This window comes from Lachnospiraceae bacterium oral taxon 096, from assembly GCA_018141845.1.
In the GTDB taxonomy this organism is placed as follows: domain Bacteria; phylum Bacillota; class Clostridia; order Lachnospirales; family Lachnospiraceae; genus F0428.
The window spans coordinates 1-26,127 of the sequence record CP073340.1 but is presented as its reverse complement, the minus strand read 5'-3'; the positions used below and the strand labels follow the sequence as shown (position 1 = coordinate 26,127).

The window sequence follows — 26,127 nt, the reverse complement described above, 5'->3', positions numbered from 1 at the left end:
TTGTAATATTTAGATAATTTTTGTATAGAAAATAGAAAGTGATTTTGGAGGAAGATATGGGATTACTAGAGGGTATTTTTGGATTTTTGAATGAAACGCTTAGTAATATGAAGGAAGAACAAGATAATTTTAGGGAGCTTAGCATAGAAGAGCTTTGCTATGAGGTGGAAAGAGCATCAGGAATGAAATTTGTTAATTGTGGTACAGTTTTAAGAGAGAAAGCTCGACAAATGACAGATAGAAATCTAATGAAGCTTATTGAGAAGATGGATTATCAAGGAAAAGTTAAAGCAAGTAAGCTATTGATGGATGTTTATTTAGGAAATTAGAGAGAATGCTATTTGAAAAAAGTTTTTTGAAAAGGGGAGGTTGTATATGACAAAAAGTAAGGTAAATATGTCAAGTGATTTGAAAAAAGAATGTTCCAAGGTGATTCATACTACAGCTACAGCAGCAGCGGCGGCTGGAGCTATCCCTATTCCAATGTCAGATACAATACCAATAACAGTGGCACAGATTATGATGGTTATACAATTAGGGAAAGTATTTGATGTAGAGATTTCGCAGTCTGTTGCAAAATCTATATTAGGAGTTAATTTGGCGAGAGAGACAGGGCGTAAGATTGTTACTAGTGCATTAAAAATGTTTCCCGGTGTGGGATCTGCTATTGGGGGAGCTATAAGTGCTTCAACAGCTGCTGCATTGACAGAAACTATGGGATGGATAGTTGCTGATGACTTTTTTAGAATGTCTAAAGGAGACAAACCACAAGATTTATTAAATGCTTCAAAGGAATTGAAGGCAGCTTTTGAGGAAGTTAAACAGTAGAATATCTATACTAATAGTTTTCGTTTAGATGTTTGGAGATGAGGTCTTGCAAGTGGTATAAATGAACTGCTTGTAGGACCTTGTTGTATTATTTACTTTTAAAATTCTTGTGACTTTTGAAATATTTACCCTATCTTAACCTTCTTTGTGGTATATAGTATATATACAGAGCAATAAAGTATGACAAGGATAACTACAGGCAGGAATAAAGGAGGAGGTTAGGTGAAGTATTTTGAAAATCAAAGTACGAAGAAGCAGGAAAGAAAAAAGAATATTTTACAGGCAGTGAGCACATTGATAACCAATGCCAATATCAAGGGTTTTTGGACAGGAAAGATTTTTACTGGCAAGATAAAGACTGTGTGTGTTCCAGGACTGAATTGCTATTCCTGTCCAGGAGCGATTGGATCTTGTCCCATTGGTTCACTTCAGGCAGTGATCGGAAGTAAGAAGTTTAGTATGTCCTACTATGTATTTGGACTGATTATCTTGATTGGTGCTTTGTTTGGAAGATTGGTATGTGGATTGATGTGCCCCTTTGGATTTGTTCAGGATTTATTGTATAAGATACCGACCAAAAAATTAAAGGTGCCAAGAAAGATAGATCGGGGGCTGAGATATGCAAAGTATCTGATATTGATTGTATTTGTGATCTTACTTCCCATGCTTTTGACCAATCCATTTGGTCTTGGAGCACCTTATTTTTGTAAACTTATTTGCCCATCAGGGACATTGGGGGGAGCCATCCCCTTGCTGATTAAAAATAGGGAATTGAGGAGCACAATAGGAGTATTGTTCTTTTGGAAGTTGAGTATATTGATTGTGATTGTCCTTCTTTCTATTTTTACTTATCGTCCATTTTGCAAGTATATTTGTCCGCTGGGAGCACTGTATTCTTTTTTTAATAAAATTGGATTTTATAAGATGGAATTTCACAATGAAAAATGTGTGGGATGCAAGCTCTGTGAAAGGGCTTGTAAGATGGATATTGATGTGAGAAAGACACCAAACTCGTTGGAGTGTATACGGTGTGGAGCATGTACATCGGCTTGTTCACACGAGGCATTGACCACTTCCTTTGCAGGATTTGCGGGACTTCAGAAAAAGAAAAGTGAATTAGATGGAAGAGGCGTGGAAAATGTGGAATAAATTGTCCATTCGAATCAAGATTACTTTGTTGACAGGTCTTGTACTCTGTGGAATATCTGTGCTATCTTTTATTTTAACAATAGAAAATGCGGCCACGGTCTTTATTGTATCGGATGTCAATTTGCCAGTAGGACAAGATAGTGCCATTAAATTTGATTTTGCTCATGCACAGCAAATCTTTCAACTCAAAAGTTTTTATATTATGCTCTTTGTTTCAATGGCAGGAACTTTTTTTATGTGGTTGGTGAGTGGAAGAGTATTGAGTCCCTTGAAGAAATTGAGTAGTGCAATGAAGAATTTGGACATCCAAAAGAACGATCAAGAAATTCAATTAGTAAATACACAGGATGAGGTTGGAGATTTACAATATGCCTTTCATTCTATGCTCAAAAATATTCGAGAATCCTATGATAAGCAAAAGCGATTTTCACAAAATGCCGCACATGAATTAAAGACTCCAGTGGCAGCAATCAAAACCAACTTGGAGGTGCTCGGTCTTGAAGAAGAGCCAAATTTAGAGGACTACAAGGAATTTGTCGCCATAGTGGACAGGCAGATTGAGAGAATGAACTTGATTGTTCAGGAACTAAGATTACTAAGTAGTGGAGAAACTTTGCAATTAGATGAGTTTTTTCCGTATAAAGTAGTAGCAGAAATATTGAGTGAATTTGACCAGCGAATTCGAGAAAAGAAATTACAAGTTCGTATTTACTTTGAAAACCAAGATTTTTGTGTTCTTGCGGATAAGGTTTTGATGAAACAGGCAATTTCTAATGTGATTCACAATGCTTTGCGCTATTCCAATGAGGGGGAACTTGTGGAAATTGTGCTAAAGAAGGATAAATTGAGTGTAAAAAATTATGGCGTGGCCATTGTAGCGGAAGATCTGGAAAAAATTTTTGAACCATTTTATTGTGTGGATAAATCAAGATCAAAAAAGCTGGGAGGAAGTGGTCTTGGGCTTGCAATCACAAGGGAAATTATAGAAGAACATGGATTTTCAATTATTGCTCGAAGTCAAGAGAATAGGCACGAAAAAATATTTACAGAGTTTGTGATTTGCTTTGGTGGAGGCAAAGATGAGAGAGTTGATACAAAAAGTTGAAAAAAATAAATTTGTTCCCTATGTTGTTTTGGGGCTATCGGTTGTTATGATTTCCCTAGGACTTATGCGAAAGGAACATTTGGTTGTGTTAAAAAAGGCCATTAATATCTGTTTGGAATGTATTGGTATAGGTTAAGAAATAATATAGTCAAATACTATATTGATATTATTATATTGTAGAGAAAGGATGATGAATATGAAGAAGAATTTATTATTATTAGGAGTTGTGTTTACTTTAGCTGCAGGAGTGACTGCTTGTTCAGGTGAAAAAAAGGCAGGTCAGGAGACAACAGCTAGTGCAGCGAGTACAAAGGCTGATCAATCAAAGGCTGATCCATCAAAGACGGATGCAGTAGATACACAGAGTGAAAGCAGTGAAAAATTTACAGAATTTAAGGCAAAGACCGTTAGTGGAGATGAGCTAACCAATGATGTGTTTAAAAGTAGTAAGCTTACTGTTGTCAATGTCTGGGGAAGTTGGTGTGGTCCTTGTGTGGCTGAAATTCCTGAGCTGCAAAAGTTCTATGAGAGTATGAAGGATCAGGGAGTCAATGTCATTGGTGTGGCACAGGATGCAGATACTGATCTTGATGCCGTAAAGGAAGTTATTGAAAAGAACAAAGTCACCTATCCAAATTTAATTCCAGAAGGAAAATTAAAGGATTTTGTGATGACACTTCAAGCTTTTCCAACAACACTGTTAGTTGATTCGGAGGGAAATGTTGTGGCTAAGGATTTGGGCGGAAAAGATATGGCTGGTTTTACGAAAATGGTAAATGACCAGTTGACAAAAAAGCTTCGACCATAAAAAGTACAGTCACTGACTGTATATCTACATCGATAGAATGAATCAATCAGTGACAGAATACCCCATTCCACGATGTGTTTTGATTACATCAGAGCCCAATTTTTTCCTGATGGATGCGATATGGACTTTAATGACTTGAGAGGTATCATTGGCATTCATATCTACATTGTGCTCGAGTAATTCAGAACTTGAGACAAAGGTATTTTTGTGACAACATAGATATTCAAAGATACTATATTCTTTTGGGGTGAGAGGAATCATTTCATTTGATTTGAATACTTGTTTTTTTTGAATATAGAGGGCGATGTCAAAAGATGTTAGTCGGATGACATCGCTGTTTTGCATATAGGGGGTACGCAAAATAGCACGAATTCTTGCTTCAAGCTCTGCAAAGTGAAATGGCTTTGTGAGGTAATCGTTGGCACCTAAGTTGAGTCCTTTCACTTTATCATCGAGAGAACTCCTTGCGGATAAAATGAGGACTCGTTGATTTGGATTGTCCTCTCGAATCAATTTGAGCACTTCAAATCCGTCCAGTTTTGGCATATTTACATCGAGAACAATGAGGTCATAGGTATTCTCGTAGTATAGATGTAGGGCTTCTTCGCCATCCGTAGCAGTATCAGTGTAGTAGTTGAGTTTTTTTAATCCCTTGGCAAGTGCATAGAGAATATCTTCTTCGTCTTCACATAGCAATAATCGCATTCTTTTATATCCTCTCTATTTTGACTGTTATTATCAATTTGTGCATACTATTATAAGGCAAAACCATTAATTTGAAAAGAGAACATTGGTAAGGTATTGCTAACTATATTCATATATGTTATATTGTGATGATAAACTTAGAAAGGAGACGAGAATGGGAACAATTATACAGGGACTACTGATTCCATTTATTGGGACAACAGCAGGAGCAGCAATGGTCTTTTTGTTAAGAAATGAAATCAGTCCAAAATTACAAAAGGTTTTAACAGGCTTTGCTGCCGGTGTGATGGTAGCGGCAAGTTTTTGGAGTTTACTTTCTCCTGCTTTGGAAGAGTCCAGTGCGATGGGAAAATTATCATTTATTCCAGCAAGTATTGGATTTTTGGTTGGCGTGGGATTGCTGTTATTGATCGATAAAATTACACCACATATGCATATGGACAGGGTAGAGGAGGGACCAAAGACAGGTTTAAAGAGAACAACGAAGTTAATTTTAGCAGTGACCATCCACAATATTCCTGAGGGAATGGCGGTTGGTGTTGTACTTGCCGGTTGGCGCTATGGAACAAGCAATATCACTGCGGCGGCGGCCATTGCTCTTGCACTTGGCATTGCCATTCAAAACTTTCCTGAGGGAGCCATTGTCTCCATGCCACTTCGTGCTGAGGGAATGAAAAAGAGTCAGACTTTTTTGGCGGGAATGTTTTCGGGAATTGTTGAGCCGATTGCAGGATTTTTCACCTTGCTTGCGGCAGGATTTGTTGTTCCGATTATGCCATATATGCTCAGCTTTGCCGCAGGTGCAATGATGTATGTCGTTGTGGAAGAATTAATTCCTGAGATGTCAGAGGGAGAACACTCCAATAGGGGGACAGTGGCCTTTTCTATTGGATTTGTAGTGATGATGATTTTAGATGTGGCACTTGGATAAAAATTTGGCTATTTTTTTGAATTAAGGGATTGACTTTTTTAATTCTTTTGTTAAAATAAAATACGATCCGTTAAGGATTTCCTTAGATGGTATAAATAATGAATATAGTAATATGAAAGAAGGCAATGATGTCCTACTCAGCGACGAGAGGTTACCATTATTGTCTTTTTTTTATTATAGAACTAAAATTTGAAAGAAGTTAAAGGAGAAAGTGAGAGATGGGACTTATCGAAAACGAATTTATTAAGTTTATGCAAAAATTTGATGCACATCCATTTGAAATGGTTATCAATGGCAATGTACATAAGATTGGTGAGGGAGATCCGACATTTTCGATCCTTGTGAATAAGGTACCTTCAGTTGTCGATATGCTAACGAGTACATCCATTACATTGGGTGAGGCCTATATGAATGGAGATATTCAAATTCAGGGAGATCTCTATCAGGCGCTCAATATGTTTCTTGGACAGATGGGAAAATTCTCAACAGACCAAAATAAGTTAAAGAAGTTGATCTTTACCTCGATGTCAAAGAAAAATCAGCAAAAGGAAGTATCTTCCCACTACGATATTGGAAATGATTTTTATAAATTGTGGCTTGACGAGACGATGAGCTATTCTTGTGGATATTTTGCTCATGAGACAGATACACTCTATCAGGCTCAGTGCAATAAGGTGCATCGCATCTTAGACAAGATGGACTTAAAAGAGGGCATGAGCATATTGGATATCGGCTGTGGATGGGGATTTTTGTTGATTGAGGCCGCAAAGAAGTACAAGGTTAAGGGAATGGGAATTACACTTAGCCATGAGCAAAAGGCAAAGTTTGAGGAGAGAATTAAGGCAGAGGGTCTTGAGGATTATCTTGAGGTGCAGCTTTTAGATTACAGAGATTTGCCAAAGACAGGAAGGATGTTTGACCGCATTGTCAGTGTTGGAATGCTTGAGCATGTGGGAAGAGGAAACTATGGTGAGTACTTAAAGGCTGCAAAATCTGTACTTGTTCCAGGTGGTATCTTTGTATTACACTTTATTAGTTCATTGAAGGAATATCCAGGTGATGCATGGATTAAGAAGTATATCTTCCCAGGTGGTGTAGTGCCAAGTCTTCGAGAGATTATTCAAGAGGCCAGCGAGCAGAATTACTATACTTTGGATGTGGAAAGTTTACGCAGACATTACAACAAGACACTGCTTTGTTGGAATAAAAATTTCCAGGCACATAGAGATGAGGTTGTGGCAATGTTTGATGAGAAATTTGCCAGAATGTGGGAGCTTTATCTTTGCAGCTGTGCAGCAACTTTCTGGAATGGTGTTATTGATTTGCATCAGATCGTATTTACCAATGGTGTCAATAATGACTTGCCAATGACCAGATGGTACTAAAAATTAATAAATAAGAAAGAAAAAGTTATAAAAAAAGTAAAAGGGTGGGGTGTGCTCCATTCTTTTACTTTTTTGCGTAAAGATGGTACAATAAGGGAAAATAGAGTGTAGAATTTGCTCTATCTTGGGGGAAGAAAGAAGGAATGAAGAGAGGGATTTTGAGAAGGCGCATTCTATGGACGCTTTTGATGATGTTGATCTATATTATGGGGAGGAATATTCCTATTCCATTTGTAGTACATGAGACCAGAGAGATGAGTATGGGATTTCGTACCTTTTTGGGTGATATCCTTGGAGGTATTCAAGCAAAGCAGACGCTCTTTACGCTCAGTATTATGCCTTGGATGACAGCTTCCATTGTGGTACAAATTTTGCAATCCGTGGCTGACCCAGAGGGAAGAAGAACATCGCAGAGAAGAACACAGTTGATGGCCGGATGGCTGTCACAGGGAATTGCACTCTTTAGTTCGATTTCTAGTATACAGAGCATGAAGTTTGAGCAAGGGGGAGAATATCTTTATCCGGTACTTGCAATACTTGCCTTGATGGCGGGCAGCAATTTTGTCATTTGGCTCTCCTATAAGAATAAGGAATATGGTGTGGGGGGAATGTCCTTTGTTGTGCTCATCAATTTGATTGATAGTTTGCGCTCGACTTATGGGCGCTTTATTCTATATTGGTGGAATGAAAGTGGGGCATTGCGTTTTGTATTGATTGTCTTTGGAGTCGCTTTGATTTGTGTGGGCATCATTCTTTGGACACTCTGTGCAGAGATGGCAGAGGTTCGCTATCCGATCAACCATGTGATGATTCACAACGAAAATGCCAGTAGGGATTATCTCGCCATTAAGTTTGAACCGGTGGGAACAATGCCATTGATGTATTGTATGTCATTTTATGTGTTGCCATTGATGATTTTACAACTGCTAAGTAAAGTTTCACCCAACAATCTGTGGATTTTGAGATTGACACAGTATTTTAATCTGGAAAAAGTGGCCGGAATTCTTTGCTTTATGTTCGTTTTATTGTTCACGAGCATAAGCCTTTCCTTTGTGATGCTGGATACGGAGAAATTGAGCAAGGGACTACAAAAATCGGGTGACTATCTGACAGGATATCGACCGGGGACAGAGACCAAGAAGGCATTAAAGACCACAGTTTTTCGGTTGAGTTTTATCAGTGGACTGATGATGGCTCTACTCAGTGGTTTGCCATTGCTTGCGAGAAATTTTATTGAAAGCTCTATGCAACTTGGCTTGCCACAGGATATCTTTCGATTGCCAATGTCATTGATGATTTTGGTTGGAGTATTTCGGCAGCTATTAGAAGAAGTAAAAATGTTAAATGTATTTGATCGATATAGAAAAGAGGACTAATGTATTATTTTGTACCTTCATATTATCAAAAGACAGGAAAATGGAGAGGAAATTCGTGGGTTTGGTATGCCAATCGAAGTATGCGAGAATTTGATGACATTGTCAGCCAAATTAAGATGTTTCGTGCCGCAGAAAAAGAGGTGACTTTGGTTGTGTCCTGCTATATTCCTGATTTGCGCTACTATCTGCATAGACAGGGACTTTCGGGAATTCGAATTTATTCTTTATTTGACCAGATACAGGGAGTATTTTCCTATGCCCCTGGACTTTTGATGTGGGAAGATTTGGATTGGCCGGAAGATATGGAATGGGTGTACACTCAATTTTTGATTATGGGTTATCAAGATGGAGTGCATGTGGTCAATATTGAGTTTGGTCCAGAGTCCTATTTGCTCTGGATCGACCGCTTCGAACAAAAGGAGAAAGTTTGCAGACAGATCTATGACGACCGAGGATTTTTGTCTTCGGAGATTATCTATCGAGATGGCCGGGAAGTGGAGCAGATTTTTTACAATACTTATGGAAGAAAGACCTGCACCTATGATCTGGTTCAGGGAACAGTGCTCGTTAAAGGGCGGGATGGATTAAAAAAATATGAGAAAATGGAAGATTTAGTGAGAGAGTGCATCGAGAGATATTTTCTGGAACAAAAGAAAAAATGTGGCAGCAGTGGAGTACTTGTGCTTTCGGCGAGCACATTTCATAATCGACTATTTTTGGAAGGCTCAGGGGACATTGTGACGATACTTTCTTGTTATTCTGAGCGAAATACGGAGCAAACGGATATCTATCAAATTAAGATGGCCATTCAAGGGGAATATAAGAAGACGCCAGCCCTAGTGCTTGTGGACACAAAGGAATTAAAAGAAAAGATTGTTGAGAATGAAAGATTTATAAAAATTGAAGAAATTTCACCCTTTGATACGCGTCTAAAATTGGGAAGTAGTCAAAGAATACGCGCAAAGAAAATATTTTTGCCTATACAGGGGCTAAATAATCAGAGAGAAATTATTAAAATCATTGCGCAATATATGGAGAAAAATTTGGATGCGGAATTGGTGATTGCCTTTAGTGAACCAGGTTGGGGAAGGCAAGAAAAGATTGAGGAGGAAATAAAGAAGTTATTAGAAGAACTTGATATTACAAGTTTTTCATTGGAAACGAAAAATTCACCCATTGTAGAAAATGCACAGCAGGATGAGGAAAAAGTTGTTCCAGCTCGAGTAAAAGTTGTTCGCTATTTGACAGAACAAGATGTTATTCAACATCTAGAAGACATTCGATTGCTTGTCGATTTGCGAGATAGCCCGGAGTTGTATCTGCAGATTGCAGCAATTAGTTCAGGCATTCCGCAAGTTAATCTGAGTCAAACTCGCTATGTTCGTCACTTGAAAAATGGATTTTTGTTAGGCAGTATAGACGAGCTATTTGATACACTTTGCTACTATCTTGATGGTCTATCGAATTGGAATCAGGCTCTTGTGCATGCGGTGGAGGATATTCGTTTATATACTGGAGGAAGTTTAGTGAAAAAGATAGAAACGCTATTGAGGAAATAAGAGGAAATGGAAGAAGTAACAGTATTACAGGTGGGGATGAAAAATCTCTCCAAAGTTTATATTATTCCTCGAAATGTACGCTGGGTTTATATACAGAGTGGGCAGTTGACCAAAGAAAAATTGAAAAGTTTGGAAGTAAAGAAGATACAATGTACAATTGTAGATTTCATAACACCAAGGGATCTTTCACTGTTAATTGAGAAGGTAGAGGCGTGGACATTGTTTTTTACAGAAAATGTATTTCTATTGTCTGACATTCAAAAGAATGTTGCGGTGATGGACTTCTTTAAATCAAAGATGGCCTATCCGTTGCAAAACAATGAATTACAGTCTTTTATTACTTCCATTCCAAGGCGATTCTTTGACCGAGTGGATAGCTTGCGTATTGAAACAAAGCATATTGAAGTGGCAAAGAAATATCAAAATATTGCGGTGTGGCGTGGAAACAATGCCATTGAAATTGTAGATAATTTTGGAGAAAAATACACACCAGTGATGTTTTGGCGCTTTGGTATGCCAGCACAAGAATATCGAGATCTTTCCTTTTGGGCAGAATATATCACTGAAGGATCTGTAGAGGTTAAGTTTATTTTTCGCAAATTCAGACTGGGATCCACAGATGAGGTGATGCAGACGGTTGAGGCGACCAATCCAAAGGAACCTATGTTATTTCGTGGAGATGAGAGGGGAGGAACGGTGAATATCTCCTTACAGGCCAAGGGAAGCGGAACATTGCGTATGGGAGTTTTGCATGCGAGAACTTGTCGAAATGGATCGGGGGAATTCTTTGCAGGGGGAGTTTCAACAAAAGATGCTTTCAAGGAAGAGGTTCTTAGCTATTTTAATCCAATGGATTTAAAGCCACCGCTGAATATTTATTTTTCTGGTTATCGAATGGCTGAGGGATTTGAAGGTTATATGATGCTAAAAAATATGGGCTGTCCATTCTTATTGATTTCTGACCCAAGGCTTGAGGGAGGTGCATTTTACTTAGGCTCAAAAGAGTATGAGGAAAATGTTGAAAAAGTGATTCGAGATGCAATGGAATATCTGCATTTTGATGGCTCTCAAGTGCTGATGTCTGGGATTTCTATGGGGTCGTTTGGAGCAGTGTATTATGGGAGAAAGATTGAACCGAAGGCTATTTTTCTTGGAAAGCCTCTGCTCAATATCGGAACCATTGCGATGAATGAGCAGACCGTGCGCCCAGAAGGCTTTCCGACAAGCTTAGATTTGTTATATAAGTTGGAGGGAGAGGTATCCATATCCGCAGCAAAGCGATTGAATCAAAGGATTTGGAAAGAGTTAGATGTTGCAGATTTCTCACAAACAGAGATTGCCGCAGTCTATATGCAACAGGATGATTATGATGCAATGGCTTATCCCGATATGCTTCGCCACTGGACAGGAAAAAATTTTCGTGTCTATGGAAAGGGTATTATTGGCCGACATAATGATAATACGAATGCAGTGGTGACTTGGTTTGTTACACAATATCAGCGAATTCTCAAAGAGGAGTTTCAAAGATGGAAAGAGTAATCTATATTGTTCAATGGGATCATGTGAATAATCAAAGTCTGATGTATGGCTCAGTGGTCACACAGGATATAGATCGAAGTATTTTTTATCAAAATCAAATGCTTGCTCCAGGAAGTATTGTACATACTTGGAAAGATGCCTACAATTATCAGGCTGTGCGTCAGGAGAGGTCTCTTCCACTACTGAGTGGGGGGAGTCGCTATAGCATTCGGATTCCAGAAAATGCCTCACTGGATGGGGTGATTTTGCGTTTTGAATTTATGGATAACTTTAAAAAGAATGTGGGGAATTTTATTTTTGGAGATAAAGAGAGCTTTGTTTGTCCAAAAGAGTATTCCAGTTACTCTGCACAGCTAGTGCGAAATGGCAATAAGGATTTATTTTTTCGTCATTTTGAAATTTTGCGTGGCTGTGAGACAACCATTTTTGAGGAGATTGCTAATCCTGTATTGGGAGAAAAGGTGCATATTTTGATTCCAGAGATTCGGCATCGAATGATTCGATTGCCAAGAAAAGAACGCTGTGAAAAGTATGCAAATCTCTTGATTGTTCCGCCAGAAGCCCTTCTATATCAAGATTTTTCGATCGAAGAGTGGACGAGGGAGAGGTTAAAAAAGCGTTATCGCAGTGAATTTTCCTTTGTGCTGTTGACAGCAGGGCCAAAATCACAAAAAATTGCAGAAAGATGGATGAGTATAGACAGTGAAAAATTCAAGATATCTACGACAATTAAATAGAATATTGAACAAAGTCAATGCACTGCAGGATGTGATGAGGGAAAAGAGCGATGAAGAGCTGACACAGATGACAAGTGTATTTAAGAATATGCTGAGAAGGGGGAAATCAGAGGAGAACATTTTGCCAGAGGCCTTTGCACTTGTTCGAGAGGCAGCAAAGAGAACGATAGGGCTTTTTCCCTATGATGAGCAGGTCCTTGGAGGGATTGCACTCTACAAGGGAATGTTTGCAGAGATGATGACAGGTGCAGGAAAAACATTGTGTGCCTCGATGCCACTCTATGTCCGAGCACTGAGTGGAAAGAGTGTCATTTTGGTCACACAAAATGATTACCTCGCACAAAGGGATGCCGAGCTCTTGCGTCCACTGTATGAATTTTTGGGTTTGACTGTGCGAGTGCGCAGTGCTGAGGTAGAGGGAGAACAATCTGAGGCAAAGGAAAAAAGAGAAATTTATGCAGCAGATATTGTATATACGACAAGTAGTACATTGGGCTTTGATTATCTCATGCAAAATTTATCTGTATCGGAAGAACAAAGTTTCTTAAGAGAGTTTTTTTATGTTATTATTGATGAAGTAGATGTGGTATTATTAGATGCAGCATCTATGCCATTGGTAATATCGGGTGCACCAAAAGTCCAGTCCAATCTCTACAATATGGCAGACAGATTTATCGTATGTCTTGACCCAGATATGGACTATCGCATTGAAGACCAGCAGGTTTATTTTACAGATCGAGGAATTGAAAAGGCAAGAACTTTTTTTTCTATTGACAATCTGTTTGATGAACATCATTTTGAGCTGGTCAGACATTTGCAACTCGCACTTCGTGCCCATACACTCTTTGAGCAAAATCAAGAGTATGTGGTGCAAGATGGTGCCGTTTGTCTTTTGGAGGAGAGAAGTGGGCGAGTGCTAGAGAGCACAAAGCTAAGGGCAGGACAGCACCAAGCGATTGAGGCAAAAGAAGGAGTAGAGATTACCAATGATTATCGTGCGATGGGGATTATTACCTACCAAGATTTCTATAATATGTTTCCAAAGCTTGCAGGAATGACAGGAACATGCATGGAAAATGCACAGGAATTTGCTGATGTATACAATATCAGAACAGTAAAAATTCCATCCCATTTTCCTATTTTGCGAGTGGACGAGGAAGATGTGGTATGTGTGTCCTTGCACGAGCAGATCACCATGTCGGTGCGCCGCGTAGAACAGTGTTATGAGAAACGGCAGCCTGTATTGGTGGTCACTCCTTCGATTGCCATTTCAGAACTCTATTCTCGAGTGTTACTTAGGGAGCATATTCCGCACAATGTACTCAATGCCTATAGCCTCGCTAGAGAGGCAGAGGTGATTGCTGAGGCTGGGCGAGCGGGCAGTGTGACCGTAGCGACCTCGGTTGCAGGTAGAGGGATTGATGTGCAATTAGATGCCAAGGCAAAAGAGCTTGGAGGTTTGGTTGTTTTAGGTATTGGAATTATGGAAAATATTCGCCTAGAAAGACAGGCCAGAGGGCGGTCAGGTCGCCAGGGGGATCCTGGCAGAACTTGTTTTTATGTCTGTCCAGATGACAAAGTCGTGCGAGAGTATGGAGCTACTTGGCTTGAGGAATTTCGACGAAAAGAACAACCAGCAAGTGAAAGTGTAAAAAAGAAAATAGGAAGAGCAATTCGAGATGCACAACGAATTGCTGAAGAAAAGTCAAAGACTGTGCGTATGACGACAACGGACTTTGGTCTATCCATACAGATACAGAGAAATTATATCTATAAAAAGCGAAATGAGATTATTACAAAAATGACCTACTCCCTTCGAGATTGTTTGAAAATGGAGAGCGAAATTATTGATCGTTTTTTGAGGGAACATCAACCGATGACGGAAGATGCGGTGAGTCGATTTGTGATGGAAAATATCTTGTATCGCTTTGCAGGTTTGCCCAAGGGGATAAAAGATGCGAAGCAGATAAAGTATTATCTCTTAGAATTGGCGAAATTGCAATTAAAGAGAAAGTTGCAACTATTGGGAAGTGATGATAGTGTGCGGACATTTTTTCAATATATGTCCTTGCGTGCCATTGATGATTCATGGATTGAGCAGGCAGATTACTTATCTCAGCTAAGAGATGCTCTCAGTGGTCGAAGAGTGGCACAGCACAATGCATTGAGTGACTATCATGTGGAGGCGTATCAATCCTTTTTGAAGATGAAAAAGCAAATTAAGATACGAATGATGAGGAATTTGCTTTTGGGAGAACTGGTGATAGATAAGAGTGGAAATCTTGTCTTACACTTTCCATAAAAGAGACTTGAAAGTAAGGGGACTGTTGGGATGAATACAGTGTATAATGTAAATCGAGGAATCGGTTGGGCAAGTAGTGGTGTGGAATACGCACAGGCCTATAGATCCAAGATTTTTTCACAACTTGGTGTGCGAACAAAATTTATTTTTACTGATTTTTTTGAGCGAGATAATATAGAGTATATGACAAAGAATATTGGATTTGCAGATGAAGATGTCATATGGCTCTATTTGTGGTTTACTGATTTTTCAGTGGCAAAAACAACATTTACGCCACAGGACTTAGAAGAGAAGTTAGATGGTGAATTTGAAAAGAGCACCATCAATGATACCATTGTCTATAATGAGAAAGATAGAAAGCACTTTGTCACTGCATATTTGACAAAGGACGGAAAGGCTGTTCAGAGAGTGGAGGATGTCTTTCAGGGGTGTTTGCTCACAAGAGACTATTATTCCTATGGCAAATACTGCACAGAGTATTTTACTCCAGAAAATGGACGGGCAAAGTTAAGACTCAGGCGTTGGTTTAATACCGATGGCAGCACAGCGTATGAGGAAATCATTGATGGGGAAGATATTCTCTACAAGATGAGAGATGCGCTGCTCTACTCAAAAGAGGCCTTTGTTGGATACTTCTTTAAGAAATTGCATCTAGATAAGAGTGATATGCTCATTATTGATCGTTCGACAGATATTGCGAGGGGAGCATTGGCCAATCGGGGAAAGGCAAAGGTTTCCGTTGTTGTTCATGCCGAGCATTTTAGCGAGAACAATACGACCAGAGACAACATTCTTTGGAATAATTTTTATGAATATACATTTCGCAATGCAGATAAAATTGACTATTACATCTGTTCCACAGAGGTTCAAACAAAGCTGTTGAAAAAGCATTTTCGGAGGTACCAGAGAATGCATCCAAAAGTAGTGACGATTCCCGTGGGCAGCGTAGATACTTTGCTAAAGCCAACAAAAGAAAGAAAGAGATATTCTTTGATGACGGCTTCTCGACTTGCTCCAGAAAAACATATTGATTGGTTGGTAACTGCAGCAGTGAAGGCAAAAAAATCTGTGCCCGACTTGACATTGGATATCTATGGCAGCGGAAAAGATGCCATAGAGCTCGAAAAATTGATTGATGAGAATGGGGCAAAGGACTATATTCGTCTGATGGGTCATTATGATTTGATTACCGTTTATCCAAAGTATGAAGCCTATATCACAGCATCGACAAGTGAAGGATTTGGATTGACCTTACTTGAAGCCATCAGTGCAGGTCTACCAATGATTGGCATTGATGTTCGTTATGGGAATACAACCTTTATTCACAATGAAATTAATGGATTTTTAATTCCATTGCAAGAAGATGGAAATAATGAAATGATCGATGGGTTGGCCAAGGCAATGGTTCGTCTATTTACCGAGGTAGATATCAAAACATTTTCTAGGGCATCGTATATGTTTGCTAAGCCATATATGACAGAAGAACTAGTCGATACCTGGAGAAGATTTTTGGTCGATGCTTGTGGAGAAAATGTTTTTAAGAAAGAGGCAGAACAATGATTGTTTTACTAGATAGTTATACAGTGCAAAGTCAAATGCTTCTGTATTCATTGAGAGAAGCAGGCTATGATATGCCAGCAGTGAGCATTGTGACTGACGGCTTTCACCCACAGGAGGTGACTTCTCCATTTAGTTGGTTTTGTGGGTTTGAAAATCCCAATTTGCGTGGGAGGGCAAGATTTTTTAATCGCCTAAAAGTTCCTGATTTGTGGGAGATTCAATCGACAGGTACACAGGGAGAAGTGGTGGATTATGATGAGCTTCGAGCAAGAATTTTTTATGCTGAACCAGTATATCGCCGCCTGATTCGGGCAGTGGATTGGTTGGATAGGCAGAAAAGAGTGCGCTTGACTGATCACTACAATCGCTTTGGTATGCGCTTTGCCCAGACCGTTTGGAGTTTAGACGGACGACGTCAGATAAAGACCTATTTTTCACCAAATGGTCAAGTAGTGATTACAGAGAATTATATTACAGGGAATATTTTGCTTGAGGAGGAAGGTAAAACAAGAATTTTTGCCAATCTTCCTGAATTTGTAATCTATTTTTTGCAAAAGCGAGCGTTTTCTTTGGATCGAATTTTGTATAATTCTCTTTCCTATCCATTTTTTGTTTCAAATCGCTTGGGCGATATGGGAATTGAAGGAGAAGATATCTTATTCTGGGAGGAAGAAATTGGGCAGAACATTCCAGGAAATATGCAATCTATTTTGGATCATCCAGAACGCAGAACCAAAAAGATTGCAATTCAATCCCTAGAAGCCTACAATATGCTGTTAAAGCTTGGTGTGGATTCAGACAAGATTGAAAAGCTGGGTATGATTATTACTTTTGCCAGAGAAAATCAATACCAGAAGAAGGCATTGATTTTGACCAATTCGGATGAAATCGAGAAGCTGACGATATTAGTGGAAGAACTTTCACAGGTGCAATTTACTATTGCCGCATTGACGGAAATGTCGGCAAAGTTATTAAGTATGGATAAGTATGATAATGTTTGTCTTTTGCCAGCGATTACCCCAGAGCAGGGTGTGAAATTGATGGCAGAAAATGACATTTATTTAGATATCAATTATGGAAATGAAATTTTAGATGCGTTACAAATGGCCTTTATTCATGAACAATTGATTTTTGCTTTCCAGCAAACCGCTCATAGACGCAATTTGATTTTGCCAGAAAATATTTATTCGTTAGAAAATGTTGCTGATATGATCAGAGCCATCCAAGCAGTGCTGGAAGAGAAGAAAATGATGAGATATTTTTTGGATTTACAAAAGAAACATGCAATGGTGGAGACACCAGAGTCATATCGACACTTTTTGGGTGATAGTGACGACATGGCATTAGAGTGTTAAGAAATTAGAATATTAGGGAATTAGAATGTTAGAGAGTTAAGAAGAAGTAGGTGAGTGATATTGAAAAGAGAAAAGAGAGATATAGAAGGGATTGGAGAAGATTTGCTGGGCAGAGATATAGAAAGACGCTTGGCTGATATTCAAAATCTAAGAAGGAGTCGGGAGGTATCGACAAAGGGAAGTAATCGCAGTGTCTATATTATGGCCGTTATTATTGCTATTGCATTTGTTGTTTCGGGCATATTGCGCCTCTTGATTAGTTTATAGTGGAGGAAGATAATGAGAGTACATATTACAAGTATTTACAATCAAATGGGGACACATGTGATTGCACAGCAAAATGTGATGAAGGTAGCAAGTACATTAGGTTTTGTTGAGATGCCTCTATTTTGCTATGATGTCAATGTAGACACTGATGAACAGCTTTCTGCAAGGCTTGATGGTATTGTTGCAGGATTAAAATTTGGAGATATTGTGATTATTCAGTCTCCAAGTTGGAATATTCTTCGCTATGATGAACGCATAGTACAAAGAATAAGAGCATATAAAGATGTTCAAATTATTATGTTTGTACATGATGTAATTCCATTGTTATTTCAATCTGGAGAAGAAAATTTACGAAGAACCATTGATATCTATAATATGTCCGATTTAATTATTCTTCCATCACAGACGATGTATGATGTGCTAGTTGAACATGGTTTGAAGGTTAAGAAATATTTGGTGCAAAAGATGTTTGACTATCCAGTGTCTGGAAGTTTGAATAAACCAGAATTTCAAAAGAAAATGATTTTTACAGGTGCACCAAGTCGATTTACATTCATTGATGATTGGAAATATGATACATTACTTTCTCTATACACAAGAGAGGAATTAGATGTGACGGGAAAAAATATTCAGCTCAATGGTTATCAGAGTGAACTTGGGTTGTTGTCACAGATGTCACAGGGAGGATTTGGGCTTGTCTGGTCTTCTGAAAAGGCGAAGGAATATTATTACTGTGTGATGCCTTATAAGCTTGGGAATTTCTTGGCTGCAGGTATTCCGGTTATTGTGGAGCGAGGAATTGCTCCTGCCAAGGCAATTGAGAAGAATCACCTTGGTTTTGTGGTTGATTGTTTGGAGGAGGCTTCTCAACGAGTACAATCTTGTACTCCCCAGCAATATAATGAGATGGTAGAAAATATTTTTCATTTTAATTTTTTAATTAAGGATGGGTATTTTACCAAAAAGTTATTGCTTGATGCAATATTTGCACTTCGTTTTGAGGAATAGAGAATGTATAAATTTTGTAAGTGAGTGGTGGTATAGACATAGAATAGGCAGTGGGATGAGCAATGGGGACAAGAGAGGTTAGAGAATAGATGAGTGATAAGAAAAGGAAAAGGCGGAGCAAGAAAAGTCAACAAAAGGCTTTACTCAAAGGCTTTGCAGCTATTGGAACAGTGATGGGTGGAGCTGCGTTGGCACAAAATGATGTATTGGCTGCAGGTGGTACAGAGGAAGAGCGAGTGTTGACAACAGAGGAAAATATCGTCAACAGTGAATCTGTAATTATTCGATCTGTAGAGTCTGAGACAAGAAGAAATGAAGAAAGAGCAAGCGAGCGAGAAAGAGATAGTGAGCGAGCAAGCGAAAGAGCCAGTGAAAAAATTTCGGAAAAGGCCAGTGAAAGAACTTCGGAAAAAATGAGTGAGAGAAGTTCTGAACGAGCCTCAGAGAGAGCTTCTGAAAGAATTTCTGAGAGAGTAACGGGTGCGACAAGTGAACGAGGATCTGAAAATGTTGCGGCACATACAAGCGAGGTGGGGACAACATCTGCAAGAGAAGAGTTGTCTGATGTTGCAAGAACGCAGACAATGGAAAGTACCATTAGTGCAGAGAGTTCAGAGAGAACGGGACATAGTGACAGAACTGACAGCGAAAGCTCTGTCAGAGGGGTTTCTATGTCAGAAAAAAATACATATGAGAGTACAAGTCAAGTAAATGAAAGTCAGGGCAGTACGACTCAGGCAAGTGCAAGTCAAACGAGTGAGTATCAAACAAGTACAAGTCAAACAAGTACAAGTCAAACAAGTGGAATTTCTCAGGAAAGTGAAAATATAAGTAGTGTGTCAGTGGCAACGGGTGGGAATGAAAATGCAAGTGATGCTACCAGTGTAAATTCCCATAGCCAGAGCAGTATGAGTCAGAGTGCCACAAGCAATAGTATGAGCCAGAGCAGTGCAAGCCAGAATATTACAAATTCAGGCAGTACTAGTCAAAGTACTTCCACTACATCTGCAATATCTTCAAATATTGGTAGTAATTTTTCTACCTCTAGTGAGAGTGCACAAGATTCCAATTCCATGGATATACAGCAGGTATTAAGGCGTGTTCGTCGATTTGTTATATCAGATGATGAGACCAATGAAGGAAATGAAGACATTGCCGATCAAAGTATATCTACATTAGCACAAGGTAGTGAAAGCACAGGCGATGAAGAAAATTTATTGACACAGATATCAAGTCAAATTTTGAATCAGGCACAGAATTCAACATCTGATCTACAGATGTCAGGAATGTCAGGAGAGGGAACCAACACGGCAAGTACATCAAGTACAGGCAGTGGGGGCACAAGTGAGAGCGAAAGCACGATGCACAGTATAAGCATGAGTGTCAGTGAACGCATTGGTTCTGAGAGTATGACACCATCTATGCATTTACAGGTCAATAGCGAAAACACTGAGAGTCAAAGGCGAAGTGCACTAGCAGAAGCAAGTGTATCAGCAAGTCACAGCTTATCAGAGCAAGTACCGATTTCTTTAAGTAGCAGTGAGTCCGTTTCACAAGAAAATTCACAGAGTGCAAGCACAGCAGCAGTTGTTCGCTCGGAGACTATTGAGTCATTAAATGAAAATCTTTCAAGTGCCCTTGAAAATGTGGCGAGTGATTCATTAGTTGTACCCGTGTCTAATACTGGAGCAAGTTCTACATCAGAATCAGACTCTGAGGATGCACAGTCAGAGATGATTTCTGATAGTGAAAGCATCTCTGATCCAAATAGCAACAACGGTAGCAGTAGTGATAATAATTCTGAAATGGGATCTTCATCATTGAGTGGGACAAGGTCAGAATTGAATTTGGGTTCAGAAAGCACTTCTGTTTCGGAAAGTATTTCAGGAAGCGTATCAGGAAGTCTTTCTAGTGCTGGTTCAGAGAGTGGGTCAGAAATAGCTACTGCTTCTACATCTGAATTTGACAGCGTAGTATTTTCACTTGATAATAATCTCGATAATGTAAATGCTATGTTTTTAGGGCTTGATGCACAACTAAGAGCTGTTCCAACACAAAATGGATTGCTGAATACCTTGATGCTAAGAGAGGCGAATTCTGTAGATACATCAGCAGAAGTTGTTATTTTAGTGGAAGATACTAATGAATATGGCTATTATACTGGACAGACAAATCACAAACAGAGATATAAGACATTTACAGATGATTATTATTTGAAGCAGATAAAAAATTATTTGAATAAAATTAATAATGACAATGTAGTCGTGTCTTTAGTTGGATATAATAAAAAAACTACGCGTGCTGGAGATCAGAGTGGAACGAAGTCTTATTTTGAAAAGAAAAAGAAGGCCGATGCCATTAGAGAAATTGACCAATTATTAGCTAACCCGCATGCCTCTGGTGGAACACCTCATAATGAATTGTATGCTGGACAAGAAGTAAAAGATGTAACAGGAAGAACAGCACTTCCAGATGCTTTGGCAGAAGCAAATAGGATATTGAGCAACCAGACAAATGCAGCAGCTAATAAATCAGTGCTATTGTTGACAGGTAAAGCACCATTAAAGGTGGCAGAGGTAGATCAGGGGAAGATCTATGAAAAGGCTAAACCAGAGGCACAGAAAATTTTAAATCTTGGTGCAAGAATTGATGTTGTTGTTGAGATACTCCCACAGACCAATAGATGGGGGTGGTATGAAACAGATGTCACGGCAGGAACTGTCTTTGGAAGTATTGCAGGTGATGGTTCTCTAGCCTCTCCTAGTAATATAAGGAATTATGTTCATGTTCTCGAAACAGTAGGAACAAATTCTCCTGACTATAGTCAGGCAAGTTCGAGAGGTTTGGATTCTATTTATACAGCAACTTTAAATTCTTTAGCCCAAGTTACAGGTGGTACACCACAGGTATCTACGAGCATAAGTCAATCAACGAGCAATAGAATCAATAGTGAAAGGCAAAGCCAAAGTCAAAGTGAGTCTCAGAGGGCGAGCACATCAGAAAGTAGAAAGGCATCAGAAAGCAGAAGTCAAAGCCAAAGCCTATCACAAAGTTATCGAGATAGTTTAAGTGAAAGTGCAAGCTATAGAGAAAGTACAAGTACATCAGTATCATTGAGGGATAGTGTTAGTGCCAGAAATTCAGCTAGTATTAGTGCAAGTCAATCTGCAAGTCAATCTGCATCAACAAGTACAAGTTTGAGTGCAAGGAACTCTGCGTCAGCTAGTATCAGTGCAAGCAATTCGGCGAGTGTGAGTGGAAGCATTAGTACAAGTAATTCAGCGAGTGCGAGAGATAGTATTAGTGCAAGTACCTCGGTGAGCGTAAGTGACAGTATCAGTGCAAGTACCTCAGCAAGTGTTAGAGATAGTATTAGTGCAAGTAATTCAGCGAGTGTCAGTGATAGCATTAGTGCAAGTAATTCAGCGAGCGTAAGTGATAGTATCAGTGTGAGTACCTCAGCAAGCGAGAGCGGAAGTATTAGTGCAAGCGAATCAGCAAGCGTGAGTGATAGTATTAGTGTAAGCGAATCGGCAAGTGAGTCAGCAAGCGTCAGTGATAGTATCAGTGTAAGCGAATCGGCAAGTAATTCAGCAAGCGTCAGTGATAGTATTAGTGTAAGCGAATCGGCAAGCGAGTCAGCAAGCGTAAGTGATAGTATTAGTGTAAGCGAATCGGCAAGCGAGTCAGCAAGCGTGAGTGATAGCATTAGTGTAAGCGAATCGGCAAGCGAGTCAGCAAGCGTAAGTGATAGTATTAGTGTAAGCGAATCGGCAAGCGAGTCAGCAAGCGTGAGTGATAGCATTAGTGTAAGCGAATCGGCAAGCGAGTCAGCAAGCGTAAGTGATAGCATTAGTGTAAGCGAATCGGCAAGCGAGTCAGCAAGCGTGAGTGATAGTATCAGTGTGAGTACCTCAGCAAGCGAGAGCGGAAGCATTAGTGCAAGCGTAAGTGATAGCATTAGTGTAAGCGAATCGGCAAGCGAGTCAGCAAGCGTCAGTGATAGTATCAGTGTGAGTACCTCAGCAAGCGTAAGTGATAGTATCAGCGTGAGTACCTCAGCAAGCGAGAGTGGAAGCATTAGTGCAAGCGTAAGTGATAGCATTAGTGTAAGCGAATCGGCAAGCGAGTCAGCAAGCGTCAGTGATAGTATCAGTGTGAGTACCTCAGCAAGCGTAAGTGATAGTATCAGCGTGAGTACCTCAGCAAGCGAGAGTGGAAGCATTAGTGCAAGCGAGTCAGCAAGCGTGAGTGATAGCATTAGTGTAAGCGAATCGGCAAGCGAGTCAGCAAGCGTAAGTGATAGCATTAGTGTAAGCGAATCGGCAAGCGAGTCAGCAAGCGAGTCAGCAAGCGTAAGTGATAGCATTAGTGTAAGCGAGTCGGCAAGTGAGTCAGCAAGCGTAAGTGATAGTATTAGTGTGAGTACCTCAGCAAGCGTAAGTGATAGTATCAGCGTGAGTACCTCAGCAAGCGAGAGTGGAAGCATTAGTGCAAGCGTAAGTGATAGCATTAGTGTAAGCGAATCGGCAAGCGAGTCAGCAAGCGTCAGTGATAGTATCAGTGTGAGTACCTCAGCAAGCGTAAGTGATAGTATCAGCGTGAGTACCTCAGCAAGCGAGAGTGGAAGCATTAGTGCAAGCGAGTCAGCAAGCGTGAGTGATAGCATTAGTGTAAGCGAATCGGCAAGCGAGTCAGCAAGCGTAAGTGATAGCATTAGTGTAAGCGAATCGGCAAGCGAGTCAGCAAGCGAGTCAGCAAGCGTAAGTGATAGCATTAGTGTAAGCGAGTCGGCAAGTGAGTCAGCAAGCGTAAGTGATAGTATTAGTGTAAGCGAATCGGCAAGTGAGTCAGCAAGCGTCAGTGATAGTATTAGTGTAAGCGAATCGGCAAGCGAGTCAGCAAGCGTAAGTGATAGCATTAGTGTAAGCGAATCGGCAAGCGAGTCAGCAAGCGTAAGTGATAGTATTAGTGTAAGCGAATCGGCAAGCGAGTCAGCAAGCGTGAGTGATAGCATTAGTGTAAGCGAATCGGCAAGTGAGTCAGCAAGCGTAAGTGATAGTATTAGTGTAAGCGAATCGGCAAGCGAGTCAGCAAGCGTGAGTGATAGCATTAGTGTAAGCGAATCGGCAAGCGAGTCAGCAAACGTGAGTGATAGCATTAGTGTAAGCGAATCGGCAAGCGAGTCAGCAAGCGTAAGTGATAGCATTAGTGTAAGCGAATCGGCAAGCGAGTCAGCAAGCGTAAGTGATAGCATTAGTGTAAGCGAGTCGGCAAGTGAGTCAGCAAGCGTAAGTGATAGTATTAGTGTAAGCGAATCGGCAAGTGAGTCAGCAAGCGTAAGTGATAGTATTAGTGTAAGCGAATCGGCAAGCGAGTCAGCAAGCGTAAGTGATAGCATTAGTGTAAGCGAATCGGCAAGCGAGTCAGCAAGCGTAAGTGATAGTATTAGTGTAAGCGAATCGGCAAGCGAGTCAGCAAGCGTGAGTGATAGCATTAGTGTAAGCGAATCGGTAAGTGAGTCAGCAAGCGTAAGTGATAGTATTAGTGTAAGCGAATCGGCAAGTGAGTCAGCAAGCGTAAGTGATAGTATTAGTGTAAGCGAATCGGCAAGCGAGTCAGCAAGCGTAAGTGATAGTATTAGTGTAAGCGAATCGGCAAGCGAGTCAGCAAGCGTAAGTGATAGTATTAGTGTAAGCGAATCGGCAAGCGAGTCAGCAAGCGTAAGTGATAGTATTAGTGTAAGCGAATCGGCAAGCGAGTCAGCAAGCGTAATTGATAGTATCAGTGTAAGCGAATCGGCAAGTGAGTCAGCAAGCGTAAGTGATAGTATCAGTGTAAGCGAATCGGCAAGCGAATCAGCGAGTGTCAGTGATAGTATTAGTACAAGTACTTCCACAAGCGTGAGCGACAGTATCAGTGCAAGTACTTCAACAAGCGTTAGTGCAAGCAACTCAGCAAGCGTGAGCGATAGCATCAGCGCAAGCGATTCTGTAAGTGTGAGCGATAGCATTAGTGCAAGTACTTCTGCAAGTGTTAGTGATAGCATTAGTGCAAGCGATTCTGTAAGTGTCAGCGATAGTATTAGTACAAGTACTTCCACAAGTGTGAGCGATAGTATCAGTGCAAGCAACTCAGCAAGCGTGAGCGATAGCATCAGTGTGAGCGATAGTATTAGTGCAAGTACTTCGGCCAGTGTTAGCGACAGCATTAGTGCAAGTACTTCCGCAAGTGTTAGTGACAGCATTAGTGCGAGCGATTCTGTAAGTGTGAGCGACAGTATTAGTGCAAGTACTTCAGCGAGTGTGAGCGATAGTATTAGTGCAAGTACTTCCACCAGTGTTAGCGATAGTATTAGTGCAAGCGATTCCGTAAGTGTTAGCGATAGTATTAGTGCAAGTACTTCAGCCAGCGTTAGTGATAGTATTAGTGCGAGCAATTCAGCAAGCGTGAGCGATAGCATCAGTGCAAGTACTTTAGCAAGCGTTAGTGATAGCATTAGTGCAAGTGATTCAGCAAGTATCAGCGATAGTATTAGTGCAAGCGATTCCGCAAGTGTCAGTGATAGTATTAGTACAAGTACTTCCACAAGCGTGAGCGACAGTATCAGTGCAAGTACTTCAACAAGCGTTAGTGCAAGCAACTCAGCAAGCGTGAGCGATAGCATCAGCGCAAGCGATTCTGTAAGTGTGAGCGATAGCATTAGTGCAAGTACTTCCACAAGCGTGAGCGATAGCATCAGTGCGAGCGATTCCGTAAGTGTGAGCGATAGTATTAGTGCAAGTACTTCCGCCAGTGTTAGCGACAGCATTAGTGCAAGTACTTCCGCCAGTGTTAGTGACAGCATTAGTGCAAGCGATTCCGCAAGTGTCAGCGACAGTATCAGTGCAAGCGATTCGGCCAGTGTCAGCGATAGTATTAGTGCAAGCGATTCTGTAAGTGTCAGCGATAGTATTAGTACAAGTACTTCCACAAGCGTGAGCGATAGTATCAGTGCAAGCAACTCAGCAAGCGTGAGCGATAGCATCAGTGCGAGCGATTCCGCAAGCGTTAGTGATAGCATTAGTGCAAGTACTTCCGCCAGTGTTAGTGACAGCATTAGTGCGAGCAACTCAGCCAGTGTCAGCGACAGCATTAGTGCAAGTACTTCAGCCAGTGTCAGCGATAGCATCAGTGCAAGTGATTCAGCCAGCGTTAGTGACAGCATTAGTGCGAGCGATTCAGCAAGTGTTAGTGACAGTATTAGTGCAAGCGATTCGGCCAGTGTCAGCGATAGTATTAGTGCAAGTGATTCAGCAAGTGTGAGCGATAGTATTAGTGCAAGTACTTCAGCGAGTGTGAGCGATAGTATTAGTGCAAGTGATTCGGCCAGTGTCAGCGATAGTATTAGTGCAAGTGATTCGGCAAGCGTTAGTGATAGCATTAGTGCAAGTGATTCAGTAAGTGTTAGCGACAGTATCAGTGCGAGTACTTCGGCGAGCGTCAGCGATAGCATTAGTGCAAGTGATTCAGT

The 26,127-nt window shown here is 40.3% G+C and carries 19 protein-coding genes; 18 read left to right on the top strand and 1 reads right to left on the bottom strand.

Features of this window, described 5'->3' with window-relative positions; translation table 11 throughout:
- Positions 1–56 precede the first annotated feature (56 nt).
- The 6 genes from J5A74_00095 to J5A74_00070 all read left to right on the top strand — a co-directional run bounded on the left by J5A74_00095 (position 57) and on the right by J5A74_00070 (position 3,890).
- Positions 57–329, top strand: a complete 273-nt coding sequence (locus tag J5A74_00095; protein QUI95830.1) for a hypothetical protein — start codon at positions 57–59, stop codon at positions 327–329.
- Between the two features lie 46 nt (positions 330–375).
- Positions 376–828, top strand: a complete 453-nt coding sequence (locus tag J5A74_00090) for a DUF697 domain-containing protein (GenBank protein QUI95829.1) — start codon at positions 376–378, stop codon at positions 826–828.
- A gap of 222 nt (positions 829–1,050) precedes the next feature.
- The gene (locus J5A74_00085) at positions 1,051–1,977 is read left to right on the top strand and encodes a 4Fe-4S binding protein (protein ID QUI95828.1); all 927 of its coding nucleotides are present in this window, start codon (positions 1,051–1,053) and stop codon (positions 1,975–1,977) included.
- Positions 1,967–3,082 carry a HAMP domain-containing histidine kinase gene (locus J5A74_00080; protein ID QUI95827.1) on the top strand — a complete coding sequence of 372 codons (1,116 nt, stop codon included), beginning with the start codon at positions 1,967–1,969 and terminating at the stop codon, positions 3,080–3,082. The genes J5A74_00085 and J5A74_00080 overlap by 11 nt, the downstream gene beginning before the upstream one ends.
- The gene (locus tag J5A74_00075) at positions 3,057–3,218 is read left to right on the top strand and encodes a hypothetical protein (GenBank protein QUI95826.1); all 162 of its coding nucleotides are present in this window, start codon (positions 3,057–3,059) and stop codon (positions 3,216–3,218) included. Before J5A74_00080 ends, J5A74_00075 begins: the two co-directional genes overlap by 26 nt.
- A 60-nt stretch (positions 3,219–3,278) precedes the next feature.
- Entirely contained in the window at positions 3,279–3,890 is a 612-nt protein-coding gene (locus J5A74_00070; GenBank protein ID QUI95825.1) for a TlpA family protein disulfide reductase, read from the top strand.
- Positions 3,891–3,932: 42 nt separating this feature from the next.
- On the opposite strand, the gene J5A74_00065 is transcribed toward J5A74_00070, so the two are convergent.
- A complete protein-coding gene (locus tag J5A74_00065) occupies positions 3,933–4,595 on the bottom strand; it encodes a response regulator transcription factor (protein QUI95824.1) in 663 nt (220 codons plus the stop codon).
- 214 nt (positions 4,596–4,809) lie between these two features.
- Between J5A74_00065 and J5A74_00060 the strand changes: the two genes are divergently transcribed.
- The 12 genes from J5A74_00060 to J5A74_00005 form a co-directional block, all read left to right on the top strand.
- Positions 4,810–5,526 (top strand): ZIP family metal transporter, encoded by a 717-nt coding sequence (locus J5A74_00060; GenBank protein QUI96763.1) that lies wholly within the window; start codon positions 4,810–4,812, stop codon positions 5,524–5,526.
- 218 nt (positions 5,527–5,744) lie between these two features.
- Positions 5,745–6,911 (top strand): class I SAM-dependent methyltransferase, encoded by a 1,167-nt coding sequence (locus J5A74_00055; GenBank protein ID QUI95823.1) that lies wholly within the window; start codon positions 5,745–5,747, stop codon positions 6,909–6,911.
- A gap of 143 nt (positions 6,912–7,054) precedes the next feature.
- Positions 7,055–8,287, top strand: a complete 1,233-nt coding sequence (locus J5A74_00050; protein ID QUI95822.1) for a hypothetical protein — start codon at positions 7,055–7,057, stop codon at positions 8,285–8,287.
- Positions 8,287–9,846, top strand: coding sequence for an accessory Sec system protein Asp1 (asp1, locus tag J5A74_00045; GenBank protein QUI95821.1), 1,560 nt, complete (start codon positions 8,287–8,289; stop codon positions 9,844–9,846). The genes J5A74_00050 and asp1 overlap by 1 nt, the downstream gene beginning before the upstream one ends.
- A 6-nt stretch (positions 9,847–9,852) precedes the next feature.
- Complete coding sequence (gene asp2 / locus J5A74_00040) at positions 9,853–11,385, top strand: accessory Sec system protein Asp2 (GenBank protein QUI95820.1); 1,533 nt, start codon at positions 9,853–9,855, stop codon at positions 11,383–11,385.
- Complete coding sequence (asp3, locus tag J5A74_00035; protein ID QUI95819.1) at positions 11,373–12,122, top strand: accessory Sec system protein Asp3; 750 nt, start codon at positions 11,373–11,375, stop codon at positions 12,120–12,122. Before asp2 ends, asp3 begins: the two co-directional genes overlap by 13 nt.
- Complete coding sequence (secA, locus tag J5A74_00030; GenBank protein ID QUI95818.1) at positions 12,088–14,424, top strand: preprotein translocase subunit SecA; 2,337 nt, start codon at positions 12,088–12,090, stop codon at positions 14,422–14,424. The genes asp3 and secA overlap by 35 nt, the downstream gene beginning before the upstream one ends.
- A gap of 30 nt (positions 14,425–14,454) precedes the next feature.
- Complete coding sequence (gtfA, locus tag J5A74_00025; protein QUI95817.1) at positions 14,455–15,984, top strand: accessory Sec system glycosyltransferase GtfA; 1,530 nt, start codon at positions 14,455–14,457, stop codon at positions 15,982–15,984.
- On the top strand, positions 15,981–17,339 hold the full coding sequence (gene gtfB / locus J5A74_00020) for an accessory Sec system glycosylation chaperone GtfB (GenBank protein QUI95816.1): 1,359 nt from the start codon (positions 15,981–15,983) through the stop codon (positions 17,337–17,339). The genes gtfA and gtfB overlap by 4 nt, the downstream gene beginning before the upstream one ends.
- A 60-nt stretch (positions 17,340–17,399) precedes the next feature.
- Positions 17,400–17,606, top strand: coding sequence for a hypothetical protein (locus tag J5A74_00015; protein ID QUI95815.1), 207 nt, complete (start codon positions 17,400–17,402; stop codon positions 17,604–17,606).
- Between the two features lie 12 nt (positions 17,607–17,618).
- The gene (locus J5A74_00010) at positions 17,619–18,614 is read left to right on the top strand and encodes a sugar transferase (protein QUI95814.1); all 996 of its coding nucleotides are present in this window, start codon (positions 17,619–17,621) and stop codon (positions 18,612–18,614) included.
- 89 nt (positions 18,615–18,703) lie between these two features.
- Positions 18,704–26,127 (top strand): hypothetical protein (locus tag J5A74_00005; protein QUI95813.1); only part of this gene is annotated, 7,424 nt, incomplete at its 3' end.

What these genes read in the sequence shown, in the direction of transcription:
- J5A74_00095 (QUI95830.1), top strand. Translation starts at nt 57, where the DNA reads ATGGGATTACTAGAGGGTATTTTTGGATTTTTGAATGAAACGCTTAGT.
- J5A74_00090 (QUI95829.1), top strand. Translation starts at nt 376, where the DNA reads ATGACAAAAAGTAAGGTAAATATGTCAAGTGATTTGAAAAAAGAATGT.
- J5A74_00080 (QUI95827.1), top strand. Translation starts at nt 1,967, where the DNA reads ATGTGGAATAAATTGTCCATTCGAATCAAGATTACTTTGTTGACAGGT.
- J5A74_00075 (QUI95826.1), top strand. Translation starts at nt 3,057, where the DNA reads ATGAGAGAGTTGATACAAAAAGTTGAAAAAAATAAATTTGTTCCCTAT.
- J5A74_00070 (QUI95825.1), top strand. Translation starts at nt 3,279, where the DNA reads ATGAAGAAGAATTTATTATTATTAGGAGTTGTGTTTACTTTAGCTGCA.
- J5A74_00065 (QUI95824.1), bottom strand. Translation starts at nt 4,595, where the DNA reads ATGCGATTATTGCTATGTGAAGACGAAGAAGATATTCTCTATGCACTT.
- J5A74_00060 (QUI96763.1), top strand. Translation starts at nt 4,810, where the DNA reads ATGGTCTTTTTGTTAAGAAATGAAATCAGTCCAAAATTACAAAAGGTT.
- J5A74_00055 (QUI95823.1), top strand. Translation starts at nt 5,745, where the DNA reads ATGGGACTTATCGAAAACGAATTTATTAAGTTTATGCAAAAATTTGAT.
- J5A74_00050 (QUI95822.1), top strand. Translation starts at nt 7,055, where the DNA reads ATGAAGAGAGGGATTTTGAGAAGGCGCATTCTATGGACGCTTTTGATG.
- asp1 (QUI95821.1), top strand. Translation starts at nt 8,287, where the DNA reads ATGTATTATTTTGTACCTTCATATTATCAAAAGACAGGAAAATGGAGA.
- asp2 (QUI95820.1), top strand. Translation starts at nt 9,853, where the DNA reads ATGGAAGAAGTAACAGTATTACAGGTGGGGATGAAAAATCTCTCCAAA.
- asp3 (QUI95819.1), top strand. Translation starts at nt 11,373, where the DNA reads ATGGAAAGAGTAATCTATATTGTTCAATGGGATCATGTGAATAATCAA.
- gtfA (QUI95817.1), top strand. Translation starts at nt 14,455, where the DNA reads ATGAATACAGTGTATAATGTAAATCGAGGAATCGGTTGGGCAAGTAGT.
- gtfB (QUI95816.1), top strand. Translation starts at nt 15,981, where the DNA reads ATGATTGTTTTACTAGATAGTTATACAGTGCAAAGTCAAATGCTTCTG.
- J5A74_00010 (QUI95814.1), top strand. Translation starts at nt 17,619, where the DNA reads ATGAGAGTACATATTACAAGTATTTACAATCAAATGGGGACACATGTG.